This window comes from Microbacterium sp. As-52, assembly GCF_049949185.1.
Taxonomy (GTDB): domain Bacteria; phylum Actinomycetota; class Actinomycetes; order Actinomycetales; family Microbacteriaceae; genus Microbacterium; species Microbacterium maritypicum_A.
This window is the reverse complement of sequence record NZ_CP188171.1, coordinates 292,424-312,594: the sequence shown is the minus strand read 5'-3', so window position 1 is coordinate 312,594 and position 20,171 is coordinate 292,424. Positions and strand designations below refer to the sequence as shown.

General features: G+C 67.5%; 20 protein-coding genes and 2 tRNA genes. 17 read left to right on the top strand and 5 right to left on the bottom strand.

What is annotated here, in order from left to right; all coding sequences use genetic code 11:
• Positions 1-9 precede the first annotated feature (9 nt).
• The 4 genes from ACLFA2_RS01525 to ACLFA2_RS01510 all read left to right on the top strand — a co-directional run bounded on the left by ACLFA2_RS01525 (position 10) and on the right by ACLFA2_RS01510 (position 2,689).
• Positions 10-1,224: a phosphoglycerate kinase gene (locus ACLFA2_RS01525; RefSeq protein WP_021201516.1), complete on the top strand. Its 1,215-nt coding sequence runs from the start codon at positions 10-12 to the stop codon at positions 1,222-1,224.
• Positions 1,215-2,006, top strand: a complete 792-nt coding sequence (tpiA, locus tag ACLFA2_RS01520; RefSeq protein WP_021201515.1) for a triose-phosphate isomerase — start codon at positions 1,215-1,217, stop codon at positions 2,004-2,006. The genes ACLFA2_RS01525 and tpiA overlap by 10 nt, the downstream gene beginning before the upstream one ends.
• Positions 2,007-2,087: 81 nt before the next feature.
• Entirely contained in the window at positions 2,088-2,336 is a 249-nt protein-coding gene (gene secG, locus ACLFA2_RS01515) for a preprotein translocase subunit SecG (RefSeq protein ID WP_017202783.1), read from the top strand.
• Complete coding sequence (locus ACLFA2_RS01510) at positions 2,336-2,689, top strand: RNA polymerase-binding protein RbpA (protein ID WP_017830291.1); 354 nt, start codon at positions 2,336-2,338, stop codon at positions 2,687-2,689. The genes secG and ACLFA2_RS01510 overlap by 1 nt, the downstream gene beginning before the upstream one ends.
• Before the next feature lie 70 nt (positions 2,690-2,759).
• Here ACLFA2_RS01510 and ACLFA2_RS01505 read toward each other — a convergent pair whose 3' ends face one another.
• The gene (locus ACLFA2_RS01505; RefSeq protein ID WP_021201514.1) at positions 2,760-3,989 is read right to left on the bottom strand and encodes a hypothetical protein; all 1,230 of its coding nucleotides are present in this window, start codon (positions 3,987-3,989) and stop codon (positions 2,760-2,762) included.
• A 142-nt stretch (positions 3,990-4,131) separates the two neighbouring features.
• A tRNA-Gly gene (locus ACLFA2_RS01500) sits at positions 4,132-4,202 on the bottom strand.
• A 109-nt stretch (positions 4,203-4,311) separates the two neighbouring features.
• Between ACLFA2_RS01500 and ACLFA2_RS01495 the strand changes: the two genes are divergently transcribed.
• The 11 genes from ACLFA2_RS01495 (at position 4,312) to ACLFA2_RS01445 (ending at position 14,246) form a co-directional block, all read left to right on the top strand.
• Positions 4,312-4,385, top strand: a tRNA-Pro gene (locus ACLFA2_RS01495).
• A gap of 63 nt (positions 4,386-4,448) precedes the next feature.
• Entirely contained in the window at positions 4,449-5,954 is a 1,506-nt protein-coding gene (gene tig / locus ACLFA2_RS01490) for a trigger factor (protein WP_426621916.1), read from the top strand.
• 70 nt (positions 5,955-6,024) lie between these two features.
• Positions 6,025-6,519, top strand: a complete 495-nt coding sequence (locus ACLFA2_RS01485; RefSeq protein WP_426621915.1) for a tetratricopeptide repeat protein — start codon at positions 6,025-6,027, stop codon at positions 6,517-6,519.
• Positions 6,520-6,600: 81 nt separating this feature from the next.
• A complete protein-coding gene (locus ACLFA2_RS01480) occupies positions 6,601-7,197 on the top strand; it encodes an ATP-dependent Clp protease proteolytic subunit (protein ID WP_017830295.1) in 597 nt (198 codons plus the stop codon).
• Positions 7,198-7,217: 20 nt separating this feature from the next.
• On the top strand, positions 7,218-7,859 hold the full coding sequence (locus ACLFA2_RS01475; RefSeq protein ID WP_021201511.1) for an ATP-dependent Clp protease proteolytic subunit: 642 nt from the start codon (positions 7,218-7,220) through the stop codon (positions 7,857-7,859).
• A gap of 152 nt (positions 7,860-8,011) precedes the next feature.
• Entirely contained in the window at positions 8,012-8,947 is a 936-nt protein-coding gene (locus ACLFA2_RS01470; protein ID WP_021201510.1) for a sugar-binding transcriptional regulator, read from the top strand.
• On the top strand, positions 8,944-9,945 hold the full coding sequence (deoC, locus tag ACLFA2_RS01465) for a deoxyribose-phosphate aldolase (RefSeq protein ID WP_021201509.1): 1,002 nt from the start codon (positions 8,944-8,946) through the stop codon (positions 9,943-9,945). Before ACLFA2_RS01470 ends, deoC begins: the two co-directional genes overlap by 4 nt.
• A gap of 13 nt (positions 9,946-9,958) precedes the next feature.
• Positions 9,959-11,401, top strand: a complete 1,443-nt coding sequence (locus ACLFA2_RS01460) for an aldehyde dehydrogenase family protein (RefSeq protein WP_426621914.1) — start codon at positions 9,959-9,961, stop codon at positions 11,399-11,401.
• The gene (locus ACLFA2_RS01455; protein WP_021201507.1) at positions 11,398-12,249 is read left to right on the top strand and encodes an aldehyde dehydrogenase family protein; all 852 of its coding nucleotides are present in this window, start codon (positions 11,398-11,400) and stop codon (positions 12,247-12,249) included. Before ACLFA2_RS01460 ends, ACLFA2_RS01455 begins: the two co-directional genes overlap by 4 nt.
• Positions 12,250-12,426: 177 nt before the next feature.
• A complete protein-coding gene (gene clpX, locus ACLFA2_RS01450; RefSeq protein ID WP_021201506.1) occupies positions 12,427-13,695 on the top strand; it encodes an ATP-dependent Clp protease ATP-binding subunit ClpX in 1,269 nt (422 codons plus the stop codon).
• Positions 13,692-14,246 (top strand): NUDIX hydrolase, encoded by a 555-nt coding sequence (locus ACLFA2_RS01445; RefSeq protein WP_426621913.1) that lies wholly within the window; start codon positions 13,692-13,694, stop codon positions 14,244-14,246. Before clpX ends, ACLFA2_RS01445 begins: the two co-directional genes overlap by 4 nt.
• A gap of 13 nt (positions 14,247-14,259) precedes the next feature.
• Here the strand turns inward: ACLFA2_RS01445 and ACLFA2_RS01440 are convergent, their stop codons facing one another.
• From ACLFA2_RS01440 to ACLFA2_RS01430, 3 genes are read right to left on the bottom strand one after another with little or no spacing between them, the layout of a single operon-like run.
• Complete coding sequence (locus tag ACLFA2_RS01440) at positions 14,260-14,757, bottom strand: GyrI-like domain-containing protein (RefSeq protein WP_021201504.1); 498 nt, start codon at positions 14,755-14,757, stop codon at positions 14,260-14,262.
• A gap of 4 nt (positions 14,758-14,761) precedes the next feature.
• Entirely contained in the window at positions 14,762-16,828 is a 2,067-nt protein-coding gene (locus ACLFA2_RS01435; RefSeq protein ID WP_426621912.1) for a M3 family metallopeptidase, read from the bottom strand.
• 32 nt (positions 16,829-16,860) lie between these two features.
• A complete protein-coding gene (locus ACLFA2_RS01430; protein WP_029258194.1) occupies positions 16,861-17,778 on the bottom strand; it encodes a LysR family transcriptional regulator in 918 nt (305 codons plus the stop codon).
• Between the two features lie 82 nt (positions 17,779-17,860).
• Between ACLFA2_RS01430 and tdh the strand changes: the two genes are divergently transcribed.
• Together tdh and ACLFA2_RS01420 are read left to right on the top strand one after the other, a co-directional pair.
• Positions 17,861-18,904 (top strand): L-threonine 3-dehydrogenase, encoded by a 1,044-nt coding sequence (tdh, locus tag ACLFA2_RS01425; protein ID WP_031208257.1) that lies wholly within the window; start codon positions 17,861-17,863, stop codon positions 18,902-18,904.
• A complete protein-coding gene (locus ACLFA2_RS01420; RefSeq protein ID WP_021201500.1) occupies positions 18,904-20,082 on the top strand; it encodes a glycine C-acetyltransferase in 1,179 nt (392 codons plus the stop codon). Before tdh ends, ACLFA2_RS01420 begins: the two co-directional genes overlap by 1 nt.
• Positions 20,083-20,171: the final 89 nt, after the last annotated feature.

Genomic DNA, 20,171 nt, shown 5'->3' with positions numbered 1-20,171 from the left:
CTCAGACACATGACTCTGCGCACCCTGGACACTCTGGGGTCGCTCGAGGGCAAGCGCGTCATCGTCCGTTGTGATCTCAATGTCCCCCTGCGGGACGGGATCATCACGGACGATGGCCGTGTCCGCGCCTCGTTGCCGACCCTCAACGCACTCATCAATGCGGGCGCCCGCGTCGTCGTGTGCTCTCACCTCGGGCGGCCGGACGGCGCGCCCGACCCGAAGTACAGCCTGGAGCCGGTGGCCCAGCGCCTGTCCGAGCTGCTCGGTGCCCCGGTCGCGTTCGCACGCGACACGGTCGGCGAGTCGGCGAAGGACGCCGTGGAGTCCCTCGAGGACGGCGGAGTCGTCGTCATCGAGAACCTGCGGTTCAACCCGGGGGAGACCTCGAAGGACGACGCCACCCGTGCGGCTTTCGCGGCCGAACTCGCGGAGCTCGGCGATGTGCTGGTCTCCGATGGGTTCGGGGTCGTGCACCGCAAGCAGGCGAGCGTCTACGAGCTCGCCGAGCTGCTCCCGTCCGCGGCCGGTCTGCTGATCGCGACCGAACTCGACGTGCTCGACCGTCTGACCGAGAATCCCGAGCGTCCGTACGCGGTCGTGCTCGGCGGCTCCAAGGTCAGCGACAAGCTCGGCGTCATCTCGCACCTGCTGCCGCGCGTCGACAAGATCCTCGTCGGCGGCGGCATGCTGTTCACCTTCCTCAAGGCACAGGGTCACGCCGTGGCGTCGAGCCTGCTGGAAGAGGACCAGCTCGAGACCGTTCGCGGCTACATCGCGGAGGCGGCGGAGCGTGGCGTGGAGCTCGTGCTCCCCACCGACGTCGTCGTCGCCGCATCCTTCGGCGCCGATGCCGCGCACGAAGTCGCTGCAGCCGATGCGATCGAGTCCACGCCGTTCGGTGCCTCCGGCATCGGCCTCGACATCGGCCCGGAGACGGCGGCACGTTTCGCCGAGGTCATCCGCGAGTCGAAGACCGTGTTCTGGAACGGCCCGATGGGCGTGTTCGAGTTCCCGGCGTTCGCGGCGGGTACCAAGACCGTGGCGCAGGCGCTCACCGAGGTCGACGGCCTCAGCGTCGTCGGCGGTGGCGACTCCGCGGCAGCCGTGCGGCAGCTGGGCTTCTCCGACGACCAGTTCGGTCACATCTCGACCGGCGGCGGCGCGAGCCTCGAATTCCTCGAGGGCAAGAAACTACCTGGGCTGGAGGTCCTCGGATGGGCGTGAACTCCCGTACCCCGCTGATCGCGGGAAACTGGAAGATGAATCTCGACCACCTGCAGGCGGTCGCGTTCGTGCAGAAGCTGCACTGGACGTTGAAGGACGCGAAGCACGAAGACGGATCGGTCGAGGTGGCGGTCTTCCCGCCGTTCACGGACATCCGCAGCGTGCAGACGCTCATCGACGCGGACAAGATCCCGTTCGCGCTCGGAGCGCAGGACGTCTCGGCACACGACTCCGGTGCGTACACCGGTGAGGTGTCGGGGGCATTCCTGGCGAAGCTCGACGCGAAGTACGTCATCATCGGTCACTCCGAACGCCGTGAGTACCACTCCGAGGGCGACGACATCGTGGCTGCCAAGGTGAAGGCCTCGCTCAAGCACGGACTCGTCCCGGTGATCTGCGTCGGCGAGACAGCGGGAGACCTCGAGAAGTTCGGCGCCAGTGCGGTCCCGGTGTCCCAGCTCGAGGCCGCGCTCGAGGGCGTCTCGCCGAAGGCGGACATCGTCGTGGCATACGAGCCCGTGTGGGCGATCGGCTCCGGCCAGGCAGCGACCCCGCAGCAGGCGCAGGATGTCTGCGCCGCGCTGCGAGCCGTCATCGCGAAGGTCCTGGGCGACGAAGCGGCTGCGCGCACGCGCATCCTCTACGGCGGCTCGGTGAAGTCGGGCAACATCGCCAGCTTCATGCGCGAACCCGATGTGGACGGCGCTCTGGTCGGCGGGGCGAGCCTCGTCGTGGACGAGTTCGCCGCGATCATCCGCTTCGAGAAGCACGTCGGCGTGTGAGTGCAGCGGGGCTTCGGCCCCGCTGCACCGTATACTTGACCGTTACGGGGGCGCTCCGGCCCCAGCGAAAGGCTCTTTCTCGTGGCAATTCTCGAGTTCGTCCTGCAGGTCGTGCTGGGCATCACCAGCGTTCTGCTGACCCTCCTCATCCTCTTGCACAAAGGCCGCGGCGGTGGCCTGTCCGACATGTTCGGTGGAGGCATGACCTCAGCGGTCGGCTCTTCCGGGCTCGCGGAGCGGAACCTGAACCGCTTCACCGTCGTCCTGGCTCTGACGTGGTTCGTCTCCATCGTCGCGCTGGGCCTCATCACGAAATTCGAGGTCATCTGATGGCTACCGGAGGAAACGCGATCCGCGGCACCCGTGTCGGCTCGGGCCCCATGGGCGAGCAGGACCACGGCTATCACGCAGACCGCATCGCGGTCTCGTACTGGGACGGTCTCGGCAACGAGACCGTGCGCTACTTCGCCGCCGGTCTCCCCGAAGAGGAGATCCCGGAAACGATCGATCACCCGCAATCGGGTCTTCCTGCCGGCCGCGACAAGGAGAATCCTCCTGCGCTCGCGAAGGCGGAGCCGTACAAGACGCACCTCGCCTACGTGAAGGAGCGTCGTACCGACGAGGAAGCCGTCCAGCTTCTGGACGACGCGCTCACGCAGCTGCGCGAGCGCCGGGGCCAGTGACCTCGGTCTGACCATCGAAGAAGCCGCCGCGAGTCATCGCGGCGGCTTCTTCCGTACCCTGACACCGTCTTCAGCGGCAGCCCGCTGCGGCGTCGATGTAGTTCTGCGGGGGATAGCCGTACGCCCACACCCCGTTGGCGTCGTCGGTGTAGCCCATGCTGATGGCCCACGCGGTCGCCCACTTCTCGATGCTGTCCTGGGTGGACGAGTCGTACATGCTCTGGCACTTCACGCTGATCGCGTGCCCCACCTCATGGGCGACGAGCGCCTTGCTCCGTGTCGAGGGCCACTGCTCCGCGACCGAGTTCGAGAGCTCGATCGTCGCGCGCCCGGATTCTCCCCACCACCAGGTGGTGTACCCGCCCATGCTGCCGTTGTAGCCGGCCCCGCTCACGACCGGCGACCAGTCGAAGTCGAGGAGCACGCCGGGAGCGAGGGACCGCGCGAAGGCCTCGATCTCGAGCCGCGCGTTCAACAGCGGGCCCGACTTCTCCGCCAGTTCCTCGCCCTCGGTGGCGACGACCCGCGCGGCCGCGTCCTGCAGGGAGACGTAGGCGGTCGCCGCATCCTCATCCACCATCGTCGCGGCGATTGCTTCGGCGGCCGCGTCGCGCAGGGCGATCACGGCCTCGTTGCGGGCGGAGAGGTGCGCGGCCTCGAACGCCGGAGCGGCCGCACCGGCGGCGTTGATCACGGCCAACCCACTCTCCACCACAGCCTCCTGCGTGTCTGCCGTCTCCGCGGAGGCGACAGCGAGCTCATCGGACAGCACGTCGAGATCGTGCCGTCGCTGTTCCAGCTCCGACGTTGCGCCGAACAGTTCCCAGAACCAGCCCGGTTTCGTGCCCACCCCTGCGATCTCGGTCGCGACCACTGCGTCGGCCTCGGAGGCGGCGGTGGTGCCGTCGGCGAGCGCTGAGGCGAGCCCCGCCTGGACCTCCTCGGGCACCGCGATCGGCTGGTTTCCTCGGGCGAGGATCTGTTCCGCCGCCCCGGTGACCGCACGGAGGCCCGCGATCTCTTCACGGACCTGCGTCTTCGTGGTCGACGTGGCCTCGGCGGTGCTCCCGTATCGCGACAGCGCGTTGTCGTACCCGAGGTTCGCCGTCACCTGAGCGAGTGCCAGCCCTGCGATCACGGCCGCTCCGCCGAGCAGTCCGAGGACCACGCCCGTGTGCTTCTTCCGTCGCGGCGATGAAGCAGCAGTGGGGGGACCGGCGGAGAGCAGGACGGGCAGCACGTGCCCGCCCGGGAGCGGCGCCGTGCCCGTCGCGGTCTGGAAAGGGGGCCGGTCGGTCACGTCGTGCCCATTCGATGATGCCTTCCGGTCGGAGACTGCGTGCAGCGATGCTGACAGCGTATTCGACGGGCGGACGCGAGCCGGAGAAGGTCACGGGGAATGAGAGAAGGCCCCCACCGATGGTGGGGGCCTTCTCGAGCGGAGGGGCTGACGGGAATCGAACCCGCATCATTAGTTTGGAAGACTAAGGCTTTACCACTAAGCTACAGCCCCGGATCCGGACCTTCGGAAAGGTTCGGTACCGACTCATCGACTATACCGGACTCTGGCGCATGCTCTGGTCCGTTAGACTCGGTGGGGCTGAATCCGCGTGCGGATTCCCCGGGGCGTAGCTCAGTTTGGTAGAGCGCCCGCTTTGGGAGCGGGAGGTCGCAGGTTCAACTCCTGTCGCCCCGACACAGCCCCCACGGACCTTACAGCCGCGAATCGAAGCGGAAATCACAAGGAGAACACACCAGCATGGCGAACAGCACCGTCGAGAAGCTGACCCCGACCCGGGTCAAGCTCACCATCACGGTCACCCCGGAAGACCTCAAGCCCAGCATCGCTCACGCGTACGAGCACATCGCTCAGGACGTGCAGATCCCCGGCTTCCGCAAGGGCAAGGTCCCGGCTCCGATCATCGACCAGCGCATCGGTCGTGGCGCCGTCATCGAGCACGCCGTCAACGAGGGCCTGGACAAGTTCTTCCGCGAGGCGACGGTCGAGCACAAGCTGCGCGTCGTCGGCCGTCCGGCTGCCGACATCACGCAGTGGCCGAACGAGAAGGATTTCTCGGGTGACCTGCTCGTCGACATCGAGGTGGATGTCCGCCCCGAGATCGAGCTGCCCTCCTACGACGGCATCACCGTGACGGTCGACGCCGTCGAGGCCGATGACGCCGCGCTCGACGCCGAGCTCGACAACATGCGCGCGCGCTTCGGCACGCTGGTCCCGGTCGACCGTCCGGCCGCCAAGGGCGACTTCGTCGAGCTCGACCTCGTCGCCACGATCGACGGTGCCGAGATCGACCGCGCCGAGGGCGTCTCCTACGAGATCGGCTCCGGCGAGCTGCTCGAGGGCATCGACGACGCGATCGAGTCGCTCACCGCCGGTGAGGACACCACCTTCCGCTCCGCTCTCGTCGGTGGCGACCACGCCGGCTCCGAGGCCGAGGTCTCCGTGACCGTCAAGGCCGTCAAGGAGCGCGAGCTCCCCGAGGCCGACGACGACTTCGCGCAGATCGCGAGCGAGTTCGACACGATCGCCGAGCTCCGCGAGAGCCTGGCCGAGCGCGTCGCTCAGCAGGGCGTCTTCACGCAGGGTTCCGCCGCGCGCGACAAGCTCGTCGAGGTGCTGCTCGAGCAGATCGAGATCCCCGTTCCGCCGCAGCTCATCGAGGACGAGGTGCACAACCACCTCGAGGGCGAAGGCCGTCTCGAGGACGAGGTGCACCGCGCCGAGGTCACCGAGGCGAGCGAGAAGCAGTTCCGCACGCAGGTGCTCCTCGACACGATCGCCGAGCAGGCCGATGTGCAGGTCTCGCAGGAAGAGCTCAGCCAGTACCTCATCCAGTCGGCTGCGCAGTACGGCATGGCTCCGCAGGAGTTCGTCGAGGCGCTGCAGTCCTCGAACCAGCTCCCGGCGCTCGTCGGAGAGGTCGCGCGCAACAAGGCCCTTGCGATCGCGCTCGGCAAGGTGAAGGTCGTCGACAGCAACGGCAAGGCCGTCGATCTGTCCGACTTCATCGTCACCGACGACGAGGCGGAGTCCACCGACGCCGAGTCCACCGACGCCGAGGAGAAGTCGGCCAAGAAGGCTCCGGCCAAGAAGCCCGCCGCCAAGAAGGCTCCGGCCAAGAAGGCCGATGACGCTGACGAGGCCGAGAAGCCGGCTGCCAAGAAGCCCGCCGCCAAGAAGGCCCCGGCTGAGAAGGCTCCGGCCAAGAAGGCTCCGGCGAAGAAGGCGGCCGACAAGGCCGAGTGATCGGACACGATCCAGTGAAGAGGGCGGGTGCTGCGGCATCCGCCCTCTTTTCCATCCAGGGAGGGCAATCATGAAGACGTGGGATGAGCGCATCGACGAGGTGTGGGACGACGCGACGGGTGAAGAGGTCGGTGACGACACCATCGCCCGCATCGACGCCCTCGCCGCCGAGCGCGGAGCAGACGACGCCCGCGCCGAGTTCGAACGCGCAGGCGCACGGGATTCCGCGGGAAGGCCCGGGGAGGCCATCGTTCTGTATCGGCGCGCGCTGGCATTGGGTTTGGATGCTGAGCATCGCCCGCAATGCGTGATCCAGATGGCGAGCTCGCTGCGGAATCTGGGCGAGTACGACGAGGCCCTCGCCGTGATCCGCGCCGAGGAGCAGCTGTCGGCAGACGGTCCCTACCGTGACGCCATCGCGTGCGTGCATGCCCTCATCCTCGCGAGTGCGGGGCGACCGGCGCAGGGTCTCTCGGTCGCGCTGCTCGCCCTGGTCCCGCATCTGCCGCGCTACCACCGGTCGATGACGGCGTATGCCCGCGAGATCGCGGACGCCGACACCTGATATGCCGACGGCGAACACGGCCTGGGTGCCGCGTTGTCGCCGGTAGATTCGAATCACTGAAACACGGAATCAGGAGCTGACATGGCTGCAGAACCCCTCCTCGCAACGAGCGTCTTCGACAGGTTGCTGAAGGACCGCATCATCTGGCTGGGGTCGGAGGTGCGCGACGAGAACGCGAACGAGATCTGCGCGAAGATCCTTCTTCTCGCCGCAGAAGACTCCGAGCGAGACATCTACCTCTACGTGAACTCGCCCGGCGGTTCGATCACCGCGGGCATGGCGATCTACGACACGATGCAGTTCGTGCCGAACGACATCGTCACGGTCGGCATCGGAATGGCCGCATCGATGGGTCAGCTGCTGCTGACCGCCGGCACCAAGGGCAAGCGCTACATCACGCCCAACGCCCGGGTGCTGCTGCACCAGCCGCACGGCGGCTTCGGCGGCACGTCGAGCGACATCCAGACCCAGGCGCAGCTCATCATGTCGATGAAGAACCGCCTCGCGGAGATCACGGCGGCGCAGACCGGCAAGTCGGTCGAGCAGATCAACGCCGATGGTGACCGCGACCGCTGGTTCACCGCCGAGGAAGCGCTCGAGTACGGCTTCGTCGACCACATCCGCGAATCGGCCTCCGACGTCATCGGCGGCGGCGGAACCGACCAGGACACCGAGTAACGGAAAGCGAAAGGACGCTCATGTACACACCCACCTTCCGCTCAGCCGGTGACCTGCCTTCCAGCCGCTACGTGCTCCCGCAGTTCGAGGAGCGCACCGCCTACGGATTCAAGCGCCAGGACCCGTACAACAAGCTGTTCGAAGACCGCGTGATCTTCCTCGGCGTGCAGGTCGATGACGCGTCGGCCGACGATGTCATGGCGCAGCTCCTCGTCCTGGAGAGCCAGGATGCCGAGCGCGACATCACCATGTACATCAACTCGCCCGGTGGTTCGTTCACCGCGATGACGGCGATCTACGACACGATGCAGTACGTCGCACCGCAGATCCAGACGGTCGTGCTCGGCCAGGCGGCCTCCGCTGCGGCCGTGCTGCTCGCAGCCGGCGCGCCGGGCAAGCGCCTCGCGCTCCCGAACGCCCGCGTGCTGATCCACCAGCCCGCGATGGGCGAGGCGGGCCACGGCCAGGCCTCCGACATCGAGATCCAGGCCGCGGAGATCCTCCGCATGCGGACCTGGCTCGAGGAGACCCTCGCCGGCCACACGAAGCGCACGCCGGAGCAGGTGAACCGCGACATCGATCGCGACAACATCCTCTCCGCCGCACAGGCACTGGAGTACGGCATCGTCGACCAGGTCCTCACGACGCGCAAGCGCGTCTGACCCGATCGATCCCGAAGGGCGTCCGTCATCACGACGGGCGCCCTTCGTCGTGCCCGGCGGATGTGCAGAGCCCCCACGCGCGATTGCGCATATGAGCATCATGATGCGCGAACGCTGATGAGGGCCTACTCTGGGAGAGGAAGGAGGATGCCGTGGAAGAAGATCTGCTCATGGTTCGCGTCGCCGAGCTGTACTACGACGAGGACAAGACCCAGGACGAGATCGGCGGACTCCTCAAGATCTCCCGCTGGAAGGTCGGCCGCCTGCTGACGCAGGCTCGCGAACGCGGCATCGTGCGCATCGAGATCGTGCATCCCCGCGCCCGCAGGCTCGGCCTCGAGCGGCTTCTGGTCGACCGATTCGGACTGACGGACGCCGTCGTCGTGCCGGCCCCGGAAGGCGATGACGGCACGCTCGAGCGGGTGGCGCAGGCCGCCGCCGACTTCCTGACCGCACTGCGGCCGGTGCCCCGCACACTCGGGGTGAGCTGGGGGCGCACGCTCCGCGCCGTCGCCGAGGCGCTCCCGGATGGATGGGCGAACGGCGTGACGGTCGTGCAGCTCAACGGGGGAGTGAGCCTGAATCGGCGCTCCGGCGGGGCGGCAGGCCTCGCTGTCACGATCGCTCAGCGCGCGTCTGGCCAGGTCTCGCTGTTGCCGAGCCCGGCCATCCTCGAGCGTGTGGAGACGAAGCAGGCGATCGAGTCCGACCGCACCGTCGCTGCCGTGCTCGAAGAAGCAGCGGAGGCGCAGGCATTCCTGTTCACCGCAGGGCCGTGCGACGCTTCATCCGCGCACGTCGAGAACGGCTACCTCAGCGCTGAGGACGTGGAAGAGCTCGCGCGTCGCGGCGCCGTCGGAGACGTTCTCGGCCGCTACGTCGACGCCGAGGGGAACATCGTCGACTCGCAGCTCGATGCGCGAACGGTCGGCGTCTCGCTCGATCGTCTGCGCGGAGCCGCCCGCGCGATCTTCGTCACGGCGGGCCCCGCCAAGCACGACATCGCACGAACCGTGGTCACCAGCGGCCTGTGCGGCGTTCTGGTGACCGATGAGACCACAGCACGAGCATTGTTGGAGGAACAGTGACGACCAAAGAACTCAGCCGCAGGACGGCGGTGGACGTTCTGGGCGGAGAGCCCGACGACGCCACCCTCCGACGTTTCCTGCACGGACTCCCCGGTGTGGATGCCGTCGGTCTCGAGCAGCGCGCTGCCGGGCTCGGCACCCGCTCCATCAAGACCACCTCGAAGGCGTGGGCCCTCGACACGATCATCAAGCTGATCGACCTCACGACGCTCGAGGGTGCGGACACCCCTGGCAAGGTGCGCTCGCTAGTCGCCAAGGCGAAGACCCCCGACGCCGCAGACCCCTCGACTCCACGGGTCGCCGCGGTCTGCGTCTATGGCGACATGGTCGGCGACGCCGTCGTCGCGCTCGGCGGCCTGCACGGCGACCCCGACGACGGAATGATCTCCGTCGCCGCGGTGGCCACGGCGTTCCCGAGCGGGCGCTCGTCTCTCGCGATCAAGCTCGCCGACACCGCTGAGGCGGTCGCCGCCGGAGCCGACGAGATCGACATGGTCATCGACCGTGGGGCTTTCCTCTCCGGCCGCTACGGCCTCGTGTTCGACCAGATCGCCCAGGTCAAGGAAGCATGCCGTCGCGAGGACGGTTCATACGCCTCGCTCAAGGTGATCCTGGAGACCGGCGAGCTGAACACCTACGACAACATCAAGCGCGCCTCGTGGCTGGGCATCCTGGCGGGAGGGGACTTCATCAAGACCTCGACCGGAAAGGTGCAGCCCGCCGCGACGCTTCCGACGACTCTTCTCATGCTGGAGACCGTGCGTGACTGGCACCGCGGCACCGGCGAGAAGATCGGCGTGAAGCCGGCCGGTGGCATCCGCTCCTCGAAGGACGCGGTGAAGTACCTGGTGACTGTCGCCGAGACGGTGGGCGAGGAGTGGTTGCAGCCGCACCTCTTCCGGTTCGGCGCATCCAGCCTCCTCAACGATGTGCTCCTGCAGCGTCAGAAGCTCAGCTCCGGCCACTACTCGGGCCCCGACTACGTCACGATCGACTGACGGGAAGACGAACATGTCATTTCTGGAATACGCTCCCGCACCGGAGTCCACCGCGATCCTGAACCTCAAGGACAGCTACGGCCTGTTCATCGACGGCGAGTTCGTCGACGGTTCCGGCACCCCGTTCCACACGATCTCGCCGGCGACGGAGAAGCACATCGCCGAGATCGCCTCGGCCAGCGACGAGGATGTCGACCGCGCGGTCGCCGCCGCCCGTCGTGCCTACGAGAAGACCTGGTCGAAGATGAGCGGTCGCGACCGTGGGAAGTACCTCTTCCGCATCGCCCGCCTCGTGCAGGAGCGCGCTCGCGAGCTCGCCGTCGCCGAGAGCCTCGACAACGGCAAGCCGATCAAGGAGAGCCGTGACGTCGACGTGCCGCTCGTCGCCTCCTGGTTCTTCTACTACGCGGGCTGGGCGGACAAGCTCGACCATGCGGGTCTCGGCGCCGACCCCCGCGCGCTGGGCGTCGCCGGTCAGATCATCCCCTGGAACTTCCCTCTGCTGATGCTGGCGTGGAAGATCGCTCCCGCCCTCGCCGCGGGCAACACGGTCGTGCTCAAGCCCGCAGAGACCACGCCCCTCACGGCGCTGATCTTCGCGGAGATCCTGCAGCAGGCCGACCTGCCGGCGGGTGTCGTGAACATCGTGACGGGTGCCGGAGCCACCGGTTCCACCCTCGTGCGCCACCCCGACGTCGACAAGGTCGCCTTCACCGGTTCAACCAGTGTCGGCCGTGACATCGCACGGGCCGTGGCAGGCACCCACAAGAAGCTGACGCTGGAGCTCGGCGGGAAAGCTGCGAACATCGTCTTCGACGACGCCCCCATCGACCAGGCGGTCGAAGGCATCGTGAACGGGATCTTCTTCAACCAGGGTCACGTGTGCTGCGCCGGCAGTCGTCTACTCGTGCAGGAGTCGATCCACGACGAGGTCGTCGACAGGCTCAAGACGCGTCTGTCGACCCTGCGTCTGGGCGACCCCCTCGACAAGAACACCGACATCGGTGCGATCAACTCCGCTGCGCAGCTGGCCCGTATCCGCGAGCTCAGCGACATCGGCGAGGCCGAGGGCGCCGAGCGCTGGACCGCGGACTGCGCCATTCCGGAGCAGGGTTTCTGGTTCGCACCCACCATCTTCACCGGTGTCGAGGCATCGCATCGCATCGCCCGCGACGAGGTCTTCGGCCCGGTGCTCTCGGTGCTCACCTTCCGCACGCCCGCCGAGGCGATCGCGAAGGCGAACAACACGCCCTACGGTCTCTCCGCCGGGATCTGGTCCGACAAGGGATCGCGCATCCTCGCTGTGGCTGACCGCCTGCGTGCCGGCGTGATCTGGGCCAACACCTTCAACCGCTTCGACCCGTCGAGCCCGTTCGGCGGGTACAAGGAGTCCGGATTCGGCCGCGAGGGCGGTCGCCAGGGTCTCACCGCCTACCTCAAGGGAGCCGCAGCATGAGCAAGCGACTGACTGTTCCGAAGACGTACAAGCTGGCGATCGGCGGGGCCTTCCCGCGGAGCGAGTCCGGCCGCACGTACGAGGTGCTCACGCCGAAGGGGGCCTTCCTCGCGAACGCCGCGAAGGGCTCCCGCAAGGACGCCCGCGACGCCGTGGTCGCCGCCCGATCCGCCGTCAAGGGCTGGTCCGGTGCGACCGCCTACAACCGCGGCCAGGTCCTGTACCGCGTCGCGGAGGTGCTGGAGGGGCGTCGCGCGCAGTTCATCGACGAGATCGCGGCTCAGGAGGGCGTGTCGTCCGCGGCCGCGGCCTCGCAGGTCGATGAAGCTATCGACCTCTGGGTCTGGTACGCCGGATGGTGCGACAAGTACGCACAGGTGGCGGGCAACGCGAACCCCGTGTCGGGGCCGTACTTCAACATCTCCGTGCCAGAGCCGACCGGTGTCGTGGCGATCGTCGCCCCGCAGGACTCGGCGCTGCTCGGTCTGGTGTCGGTCGTGGCTCCGGCTCTGGTCGCCGGGAACACGGTTGTGGTCGTCGCGAGCGAGCAGCACCCGCTCTCGGCCATCAGCCTCGCCGAGGTCCTCGCCACCAGCGACGTCCCGGGCGGAGTCGTGAACGTGCTGACGGGTTCGCCCGCGGAGATCGCTCCGTGGCTGGCTTCGCACCAGGACGTGAACGCTCTCGACCTGGCCGGAGCCGGCGCTCTCGACTGGGTCGACATGCAGATCGCCGCGGCGGAGACGCTCAAGCGGGTGCTCGCCCCGGGAGACGTCGTCGCCTCGCCGGAGCGGATCGGTGCCTTCACCGAGGTGAAGACCGTCTGGCACACCAAGAGCATGGTCTGACCGTTCTGACGACCTCATGAAGGGGGTCGGGAGCCTTCGCCCACGACCGGGCAGCTGAAGGCTCCCGGCCCCTTCATCGTTTCGCGATCCGATGTCGAATGCCCTCAATGCGGCCCGGTGTCGTATGCAGAGGTTAGGCTCGAAGAACGATCTCTGATCCCCCCTAGGAGGACGCGCATGGCCCGCATCGGTGAAAGCGCTGACCTGTTCAAATGCTCTTTCTGCGGAAAGAGTCAGAAGCAGGTCCAGCAGCTCATCGCCGGCCCCGGCGTGTACATCTGCGACGAGTGCGTCGAGCTGTGCAACGAGATCATCGAAGAGCGGATGGCCGAGTCGTCCGCAGACGGGGTCGCCGAGTTCGAGCTCCCGAAGCCGCGTGAGATCTTCGCCTTCCTCGAGGAGTACGTGGTCGGGCAGGAGCCCGCCAAGCGCGCTCTCGCCGTCGCCGTCTACAACCACTACAAGCGGGTGCGGGCACACGGCACCCTGCAGACGGCCGAGCAGAAGGCCGAAGAGGTCGAGATCGCCAAGAGCAACATCCTGCTCATCGGGCCGACCGGCTGCGGCAAGACCTACCTCGCGCAGACGCTCGCGAAGCGCCTCAACGTCCCCTTCGCCGTCGCCGACGCCACGGCGCTGACCGAGGCCGGCTACGTCGGAGAAGACGTCGAGAACATCCTCCTCAAGCTCATCCAGGCCGCGGACTACGACGTCAAGCGCGCCGAGCAGGGCATCATCTACATCGACGAGGTCGACAAGATCGCCCGCAAGGCCGAGAACCCGTCGATCACCCGCGACGTCTCGGGCGAGGGCGTGCAGCAGGCCCTCCTGAAGATCATCGAGGGCACGGTCGCGTCGGTCCCTCCGCAGGGCGGTCGCAAGCACCCGCATCAGGAGTTCCTGCAGATCGATACGTCGAACGTGCTGTTCATCGTCGCCGGGGCCTTCGCCGGTCTCGAAGACATCGTCTCGGCGCGCGTCGGCAAGCACGGCATCGGCTTCGGTGCCCCGCTGCACGACAAGGGCAAGGACCTCGACCTGTTCAGCGAGGTGCTCCCGGAAGACCTGCACAAGTTCGGGCTGATCCCCGAGTTCATCGGGCGTCTGCCGGTCGTCACCAATGTGTCGCCGCTCGACCAGGATGCACTGATCGACATCCTTACCGGGCCGCGCAATGCGCTGGTGAAGCAGTACCAGCGCATGTTCGAGATCGACGGCGTGCAGCTCGAGTTCGAAGAAGATGCGCTGCGATCCATCGCCGACCTGGCCGTCGAACGCAAGACCGGTGCCCGTGGACTCCGGGCGATCCTGGAGGACGTGCTCGGACCCATCATGTTCGAGATCCCCTCGGCGGAGGACGTCGCCAAGGTCATCGTCACCCGTGCAGCCGTCGATGAAGGCGCACCGCCGACGATCGTGATGGAGCGCAAGCGCAAGAGCGCATGAGCGCGGACCCGGTTCCCTGGAAGACGGTGGCGAGGAACACTCTCGTCGCCGACCGATGGATCCGACTGCATGAGGACAGCTGCGAAGACGTGAGCGGGCGCTCGATAGCCCCGTACTACGTGCTGGAGTACGGCGACTGGATCTCGGTCCTCGCCCTCGACCGGAACGACGATGCCATCCTGGTGGAGGAATATCGGCACGGCGCCCGCGTCGTGGCGCTCGGCACGATCGGCGGGGGAGTAGAGCCTGGCGAGGCTCCGGAGGATGCGGCCGCCCGCGAACTCCTGGAGGAGACGGGCTTCGTGGCAGATGAGCTCATCGACCTCGGTGCGACGTGGGCGAACTTCGGCAACCACACCAACCGCGTGCATCACTTCCTCGCTCGCGGATGCACGCGCATCGCGGAGCAGTCGCTCGACGACAGCGAGTCGATCGCCGTGCACGTGCTGTCACTGGACGGACTCGGCGACCGCCTCTCGCAGAGCTACCACCAGCTCACCTGGTACAAAGCGATGGAGCAGCTCGGACGATGCGTCCCGCCGATCCCGTAGACGTCTGATGACCTCAGGCGGTCGGCATGACGAGATCGGTGCGCAGCTCTGACGGGGTGGTGCTCGGGTCGGACACGTAGATCTCGATCCAGACGCCGCCGGGACGGAGCCCCTGGGCGCCTGCACGCTCGACGAGACCACCCCAGGCGCCGCCGAGCTCCTCGTACGAGCCGAACAGGGTCGTCGCGACCGCAGGGCCCGCGGGCAGCCTTGAGGCGACGATGACGCGCCCGCTGGCCGTGGGGATCGGGTTCTCCGGGGGAGTCTGCACGGGGAAGCCGAGTTCGAGGTCGAAGACGTCCATCGGATCTCCGTGATAGATCGCGAGCGCGGGGCCGGTCGGGACCAGCACGTCTCCGGCGAAGGTGAGCGCGATCGCCGAGTAGCCGGCGTCGAATGCCTCCTGGATGTCGGCCAGACGGATGCCGTTGTGGCGGATCACCGCGAGGGGGACGGCGTCGAGGTCGAGGCGGTCCGCGGGACCGAATGGGGACTCAGGGAATGCGTTCATGCGCTCAGAGTCTCACGACTCCGTCGCCCAGTCCACGGCGCTTCAGGAGCGGTTGGATCTCGGCATCGCGGCCACGGAAGTCGCGGTAGGCGTCGAGCGGATCCTTCGAGCCGCCCACCCCGAGCAGACGCCGACGGAACCGGTCGCCGTTGCCCCGGGTGAGGCCGCCGTTCGTGCGGAACCACTCGACCGTGTCGGCGTCGAGCACCTCGCTCCAGATGTACGAGTAGTAGCCCGCGCTGTACCCGCCGGAGAAGACGTGGGCGAAGTACGTCGACGAGTACCGTGTCGGGACGGCAGGGTCGTCCAGGCCGATGTCCGCCAATGCGGCAGCCTCGAACGCGGCGACGTCGGTGACCTGCACGTCGGTGCCGAGGCGATGCCAGGCCTGATCCAACCAGGCCGCCGCCAGATACTCGCTGGTGGCATGCCCCTGGTCGAACGTCTCGGTCGCTCGCAGGCGCTCCACGATCGCGGGGTCGAGCGGCGCACCGGTCTCGTGGTGGCGTGCGTAGTTGTCGAGCACCTCAGGCCACAGGATCCACATCTCGTTGACCTGGCTCGGGAACTCCACGAAGTCGCGGAACACATTCGTCCCGGCGAAGTGTGGGTAGGTCACGGTCGCGAAGAGTCCGTGCAGCGCATGCCCGAACTCGTGGAACAGCGTGGTCACCTCATCGAGAGTCAGCAACGTCGGCTCGCCATCTCCCGGAAGCGGCACGTTCAGGTTGTTGACGACGACGGGAGCCGTGCCGCGCAGGCGCGATTGGCTCACGATCGCGTTCATCCACGCGCCGCCACGCTTCGAGTCCCGGGTGTACAGATCGAGCACGTACAGGCCGACCGCGGTGCCGTCCTCATCGCGCACCTCGAAGACGCGTGCGCCGGGATGGTACGCGGCGAGGTCGTCTCGCTCGGAGAAGGTGACGCCGTAGAGTCGGGTCGCCGCGAAGAAGACACCTTCCTGCAGGACGCGCTCTGCCTCGAACCAGGGGCGCAGCGCACTGGAGTCAATGTCGTACCTGGCTGTACGCACTCGTTCGGTGTAGAAAGCCCAGTCATGCGCCTCGACCGGGAAGGGTGCTGCCTCGGTCTCGTCGACGATCGCCTGGAGGGCCGCGTGCTCGGCACGGGCGTTGCGCGCGGACGGGGCTGCGAGGCGACGGAGCATCTCTTCGACGGCATCCGGAGTTCCAGCGGTCTCGTCGGCGGTGATGTAGGCGGCGTGCGAGTCGTAGCCGAGCAGTGTGGCGCGTTTCGCCCGCAACCGCACGATCTCGAGGAGCACCCCTCGGTTGTCGTTGGCATTGTCCCGGGATCCGCGCGCGTGCGAGGCGGCCATGATGCGCCGCCTCGACTCCCGTACGCGCAGCTGTGCCAGTGCAGGATGCCCGGTGAAGAGCGGCAGGGTGATCAGGTACCTGCCGTCGAGGCCCCTGTCCGCTGCCGCGCGCGCGGCGGCTGACAGCTCTCCCGCGCTCAGCCCGTCGAGCTCGTCGGCGGTGTCGAAGACCACGGCGAGGTCGTTGGTGTCGTTCAGGAGGTTGCGTTCGAACGTGTTCGTCAGCGTCGAGAGCTTCTGGTTCAGTGCGGTCAGCTGCGCCTTGGCCTCGTCGTCGAGACCCGCACCCGCGTGGGTCATCTCGCGGTGGTGGCGCTCCACCAGGTAGCGCTGCTCAGGGTCGAGATCCAGGGAGTCACGCTGGTCGTACACGTGCTGCACCCGCCAGTAGAGCTGGCCGTCGAGCGTGATCGCGTCCTGATGCGCGGCCATGAGCGGTGCCAGCTGCTCATCGATCGCCTGGATCTCGGGCGTCGCATCGGCCGAACTCACGGTATAGAAGGTGTGCGCCACGCGGTCGAGGAGCTCGCCGGATCGTTCCAGCGCCTCAAGCGTGTTCTCGAACGTCGGCATCGAGCGCACCATGGTGATGCGCGCGATCTCGCGACGCTGCTCCTCGAAACCCGCCTGGAACGCGGGGAGGTAGTGTTCGGGCCGGATCGCGCCGTAGTCCGGGAGGCCGTAGGGGAGCGTCGACGGCTGCAGCAGCGGATTCGTGGCGTCGGTCATCTTCCGAGCCTATCCACCCCGGCTGTCCAGGCTCAGGAACCGTCCTCGCTCAGGCGCGTCATCACTCCGCGCAGCGCTTCCACCACCACGCGGACCGATCGACGACGCAGGGTCTCCGGGCGGGCGAGCAGATCGATCATCCGGTGCGTGCTCACCCCCTCGAGCGGGATCCGCACGATCTCGCGATCATCGACGCTCCGTGAGGTGAAGCGCGGCAGCATTCCGATCACCCCACCTGCCGCCACGACCGCCGACACCGCGCCGTAGTCGTTGATGCGGTGCTGGATGTCGACAGGGTGGTGGGCGACGGCCGACACCGCACGAAGGACATCGTCGGGGGAGTAGCCGATGCGACTGGTGACCCATCTCTGTCCTGCGACGTCGGCCGGAGTGAGGCTGGCGCGGCCGGCGAGAGGGTGGGAGATCGAGACGGCGACATCGAGGGGCTCACGTATGAGGGTGAGACTGCGCACGCCTTGCGTGGGCCAGGGGTCGGAGTGCTCCATGCGGTGCGCGAGCACGAGGTCGTAGCGGGCGGTGAGCGCGGGGAACTCGCTCTGCGCGACATCCTCGTCGGTGAGCTGGACCGTCGGCGCATCCTCTGCGGACGCCAGTACCCGCACCAGCGCGCCGAACAGGGCCTGCCCGACGCTGTGGAATCCGCTGATGCTCACGACTCCCGTCGCGGCTCCCTCGAACTCGTCGAGGGCATGCCGTGCTGCGGCCATCGCGTCGATCGCCTCGGCGCCGGCCGTCGCCAGCACTTCACCGGCGGGCGTAAGGGCGAGGGTCCGGCCGATCCGGCGTGTCAGCGGTGTCGGAACACCCCTCTGCAGGGCTGCGAGTTGCTGGGACACCGCAGACGGAGTGACTCTGAGCGCGTCGGCCACGGCGGTCACGCTGCCGAGGGCGCCGAGCTCCCTCAGGATCTGCAGTTGATGGAGTTCCACGACCACAGTGTAGCTCTCGCTACATCGACGGTGCAGACGATGCCGATTGTTCTACAACGTCAGGTGCGGTGTGATCGAGATCATGAAGGCACTGTTCAAAGCCGCAGCCGGTGCGGGACTCGAGCTCGTCGAGCGCCCCGACCCGACCGCCGGAACTGACGACGTCGTCATCCGCGTGCTGCGCACGGGGATCTGCGGCACCGATCTGCACATCCTCCGCTGGGACGAATGGGCGGCGTCCGCGATCGCCGCACCGCTGATCCCCGGTCACGAGTTCTACGGGGAGGTCGTGGAGGTCGGCCCTGGCGTGCGCGACATCGCCGTCGGCGATCGGGTCTCCGGCGAAGGACACATCGTCTGCGGCACCTGTCGCAACTGTCGAGCGGGTCGCCGCCAGATGTGCATCCGCACGATCGGTCTCGGTCTGCAACGCGACGGCGCCTTCGCGGAGTACCTCGTGCTGCCCGCGGCGAACGTCTGGGTCCATCACTCGGAAGTGACCCCCGAGCTGGGGGCCATCTTCGATCCCCTGGGCAATGCCGTGCACACAGCGCTCACCTACCCACTCGTCGGAGAGGACGTGCTCGTCACCGGCTGCGGACCCATCGGGCTGATGGCGATCGCCGTCGCCCGGCATGCGGGAGCACGGTTCATCACGGCGACGGACGTCAGCGCGCCGCGTCTGGAGATGGCCCGCCGGATGGGCGCCGACGAGGTCGTCGACGTCTCGGTCCGCGACATCCGCGAAGCGCAACAGGCGCTCGGCATGCGGGAGGGCTTCGACATCGGATTCGAGATGAGCGGTGCGCCGTCGGCCCTCCCCGCCATGATCGACAACATGAACCACGGCGGTCGCATCGCGATGCTGGGTCTGCCGAGCGCGGGATTCGGCATCGACTGGGGCAAGCTCGTCACCCACATGCTCACGATCAAGGGCATCTACGGGCGCGAGATGTTCGAGACGTGGAACGCGATGGGAGCGATGCTGCAGACCAGCGCCTCCCTGCGGGACGCCATCGGCCGCGTGATCGCGGAGGTGGTCCCCGCTCGCGACTGGGAACACGGATTCGCCGCGGCCGAGTCAGCGGGAACAGGCAAGATCATCCTCGACTGGACGGAGCTGTGATGTACGGGACTTTTCAGAAGCATGTGTCGGATGAGCTGGCGGGCATCGAGGAGGCCGGGCTCACCAAGCATGAGCGCGGCATCCGCGGCCCCCAGAACGCGGAGATCACCGCCGACGGCGCAGAGGTGCTGAACTTCTGCGCCAACAACTACCTCGGGCTCGCCGACGACCCGCGCATCCTCGACGCGGCGACGACGGCCTTGCAGGAATGGGGCTATGGGCTTGCGAGCGTGCGCTTCATCTGCGGCACCCAGGAGCAGCACCTCGAGCTGGAGCGTCGGCTCGCCGACTTCCTCGGCACGGACGAAGCCATCCTGTACTCGTCATGCTTCGACGCGAATGGCGGCGTGTTCGAGACGCTCTTCTCCGCCGAGGACGCCATCATCTCGGACGAGCTGAACCATGCGTCGATCATCGACGGGATCCGGCTCTCGAAGGCGCAGAGGCTTCGCTATCGAAACCGCGACATGAGCGATCTCGAAGAGCAGCTGAAGGCGGCGGAAAAGGCCCGGTTCCGGGTGATCGTGACGGACGGCGTGTTCTCGATGGATGGGTACATCGCGCCGCTCGCCGAGATCTGCGACTTGGCCGAGCGCTATGACGCACTGGTCTTCGTCGACGACTCGCATGCCGTCGGCTTCGTGGGGGAGAACGGTCGGGGGACGCCGGAGCTGTGCGGGGTCGCCGATCGCGTCGACATCTACACCGGGACGTTCGGCAAGGCGCTGGGCGGTGCATCGGGCGGGTACGTCGCCTCGCACGCCGAGATCGTGGCCCTGCTGCGTCAGCGCTCTCGTCCCTATCTGTTCTCGAACACACTCGCTCCCGCGATCGTGGCCGGAACCCTGACCGCCCTCGATCTCGTCGAGGGGTCCGCCGACCTTCGTGCGCGTCTGCGCCGCAATGCCTCCCTGTTCCGCGAGCGCATGACCGCCGAGGGATTCGACCTGCTCCCCGGGGAGCACCCCATCGTGCCCGTCATGTTCGGCGATGCGGCGAAGACGGCGAGGATCGCCAGGGAGATGCAGGAGCGCGGCGTGTACGTGACCGCATTCAGCTTCCCCGTCGTGCCGCGCGGGCTGGCGCGGATCCGCGTGCAGCTGTCGGCGGCTCACACACCCGAGCAGGTCGAGCGCTGCGTGGAGGCCTTCGTCGCCGCACGCGCTGTCGTCGACTGACCCTGCAACTGACCCTGCGACGGGCCCTGCACCTGACCCTGCGACAGAACCGGGGCTAGTTGCAAAGAAACCCTTGCAAAGAAATATTT

Coding starts and splice junctions, on each gene's coding strand:
- ACLFA2_RS01475 (WP_021201511.1), top strand. CDS start 7,218: ATGTACACACCCACCTTCCGCTCAGCCGGTGACCTGCCTTCCAGCCGC.
- tig (WP_426621916.1), top strand. CDS start 4,449: ATGGCGAACAGCACCGTCGAGAAGCTGACCCCGACCCGGGTCAAGCTC.
- ACLFA2_RS01480 (WP_017830295.1), top strand. CDS start 6,601: ATGGCTGCAGAACCCCTCCTCGCAACGAGCGTCTTCGACAGGTTGCTG.
- ACLFA2_RS01455 (WP_021201507.1), top strand. CDS start 11,398: ATGAGCAAGCGACTGACTGTTCCGAAGACGTACAAGCTGGCGATCGGC.
- ACLFA2_RS01510 (WP_017830291.1), top strand. CDS start 2,336: ATGGCTACCGGAGGAAACGCGATCCGCGGCACCCGTGTCGGCTCGGGC.
- ACLFA2_RS01525 (WP_021201516.1), top strand. CDS start 10: ATGACTCTGCGCACCCTGGACACTCTGGGGTCGCTCGAGGGCAAGCGC.
- clpX (WP_021201506.1), top strand. CDS start 12,427: ATGGCCCGCATCGGTGAAAGCGCTGACCTGTTCAAATGCTCTTTCTGC.
- ACLFA2_RS01420 (WP_021201500.1), top strand. CDS start 18,904: ATGTACGGGACTTTTCAGAAGCATGTGTCGGATGAGCTGGCGGGCATC.
- ACLFA2_RS01485 (WP_426621915.1), top strand. CDS start 6,025: ATGAAGACGTGGGATGAGCGCATCGACGAGGTGTGGGACGACGCGACG.
- ACLFA2_RS01460 (WP_426621914.1), top strand. CDS start 9,959: ATGTCATTTCTGGAATACGCTCCCGCACCGGAGTCCACCGCGATCCTG.
- tpiA (WP_021201515.1), top strand. CDS start 1,215: ATGGGCGTGAACTCCCGTACCCCGCTGATCGCGGGAAACTGGAAGATG.
- ACLFA2_RS01440 (WP_021201504.1), bottom strand. CDS start 14,757: ATGAACGCATTCCCTGAGTCCCCATTCGGTCCCGCGGACCGCCTCGAC.
- ACLFA2_RS01445 (WP_426621913.1), top strand. CDS start 13,692: ATGAGCGCGGACCCGGTTCCCTGGAAGACGGTGGCGAGGAACACTCTC.
- tdh (WP_031208257.1), top strand. CDS start 17,861: ATGAAGGCACTGTTCAAAGCCGCAGCCGGTGCGGGACTCGAGCTCGTC.
- ACLFA2_RS01435 (WP_426621912.1), bottom strand. CDS start 16,828: ATGACCGACGCCACGAATCCGCTGCTGCAGCCGTCGACGCTCCCCTAC.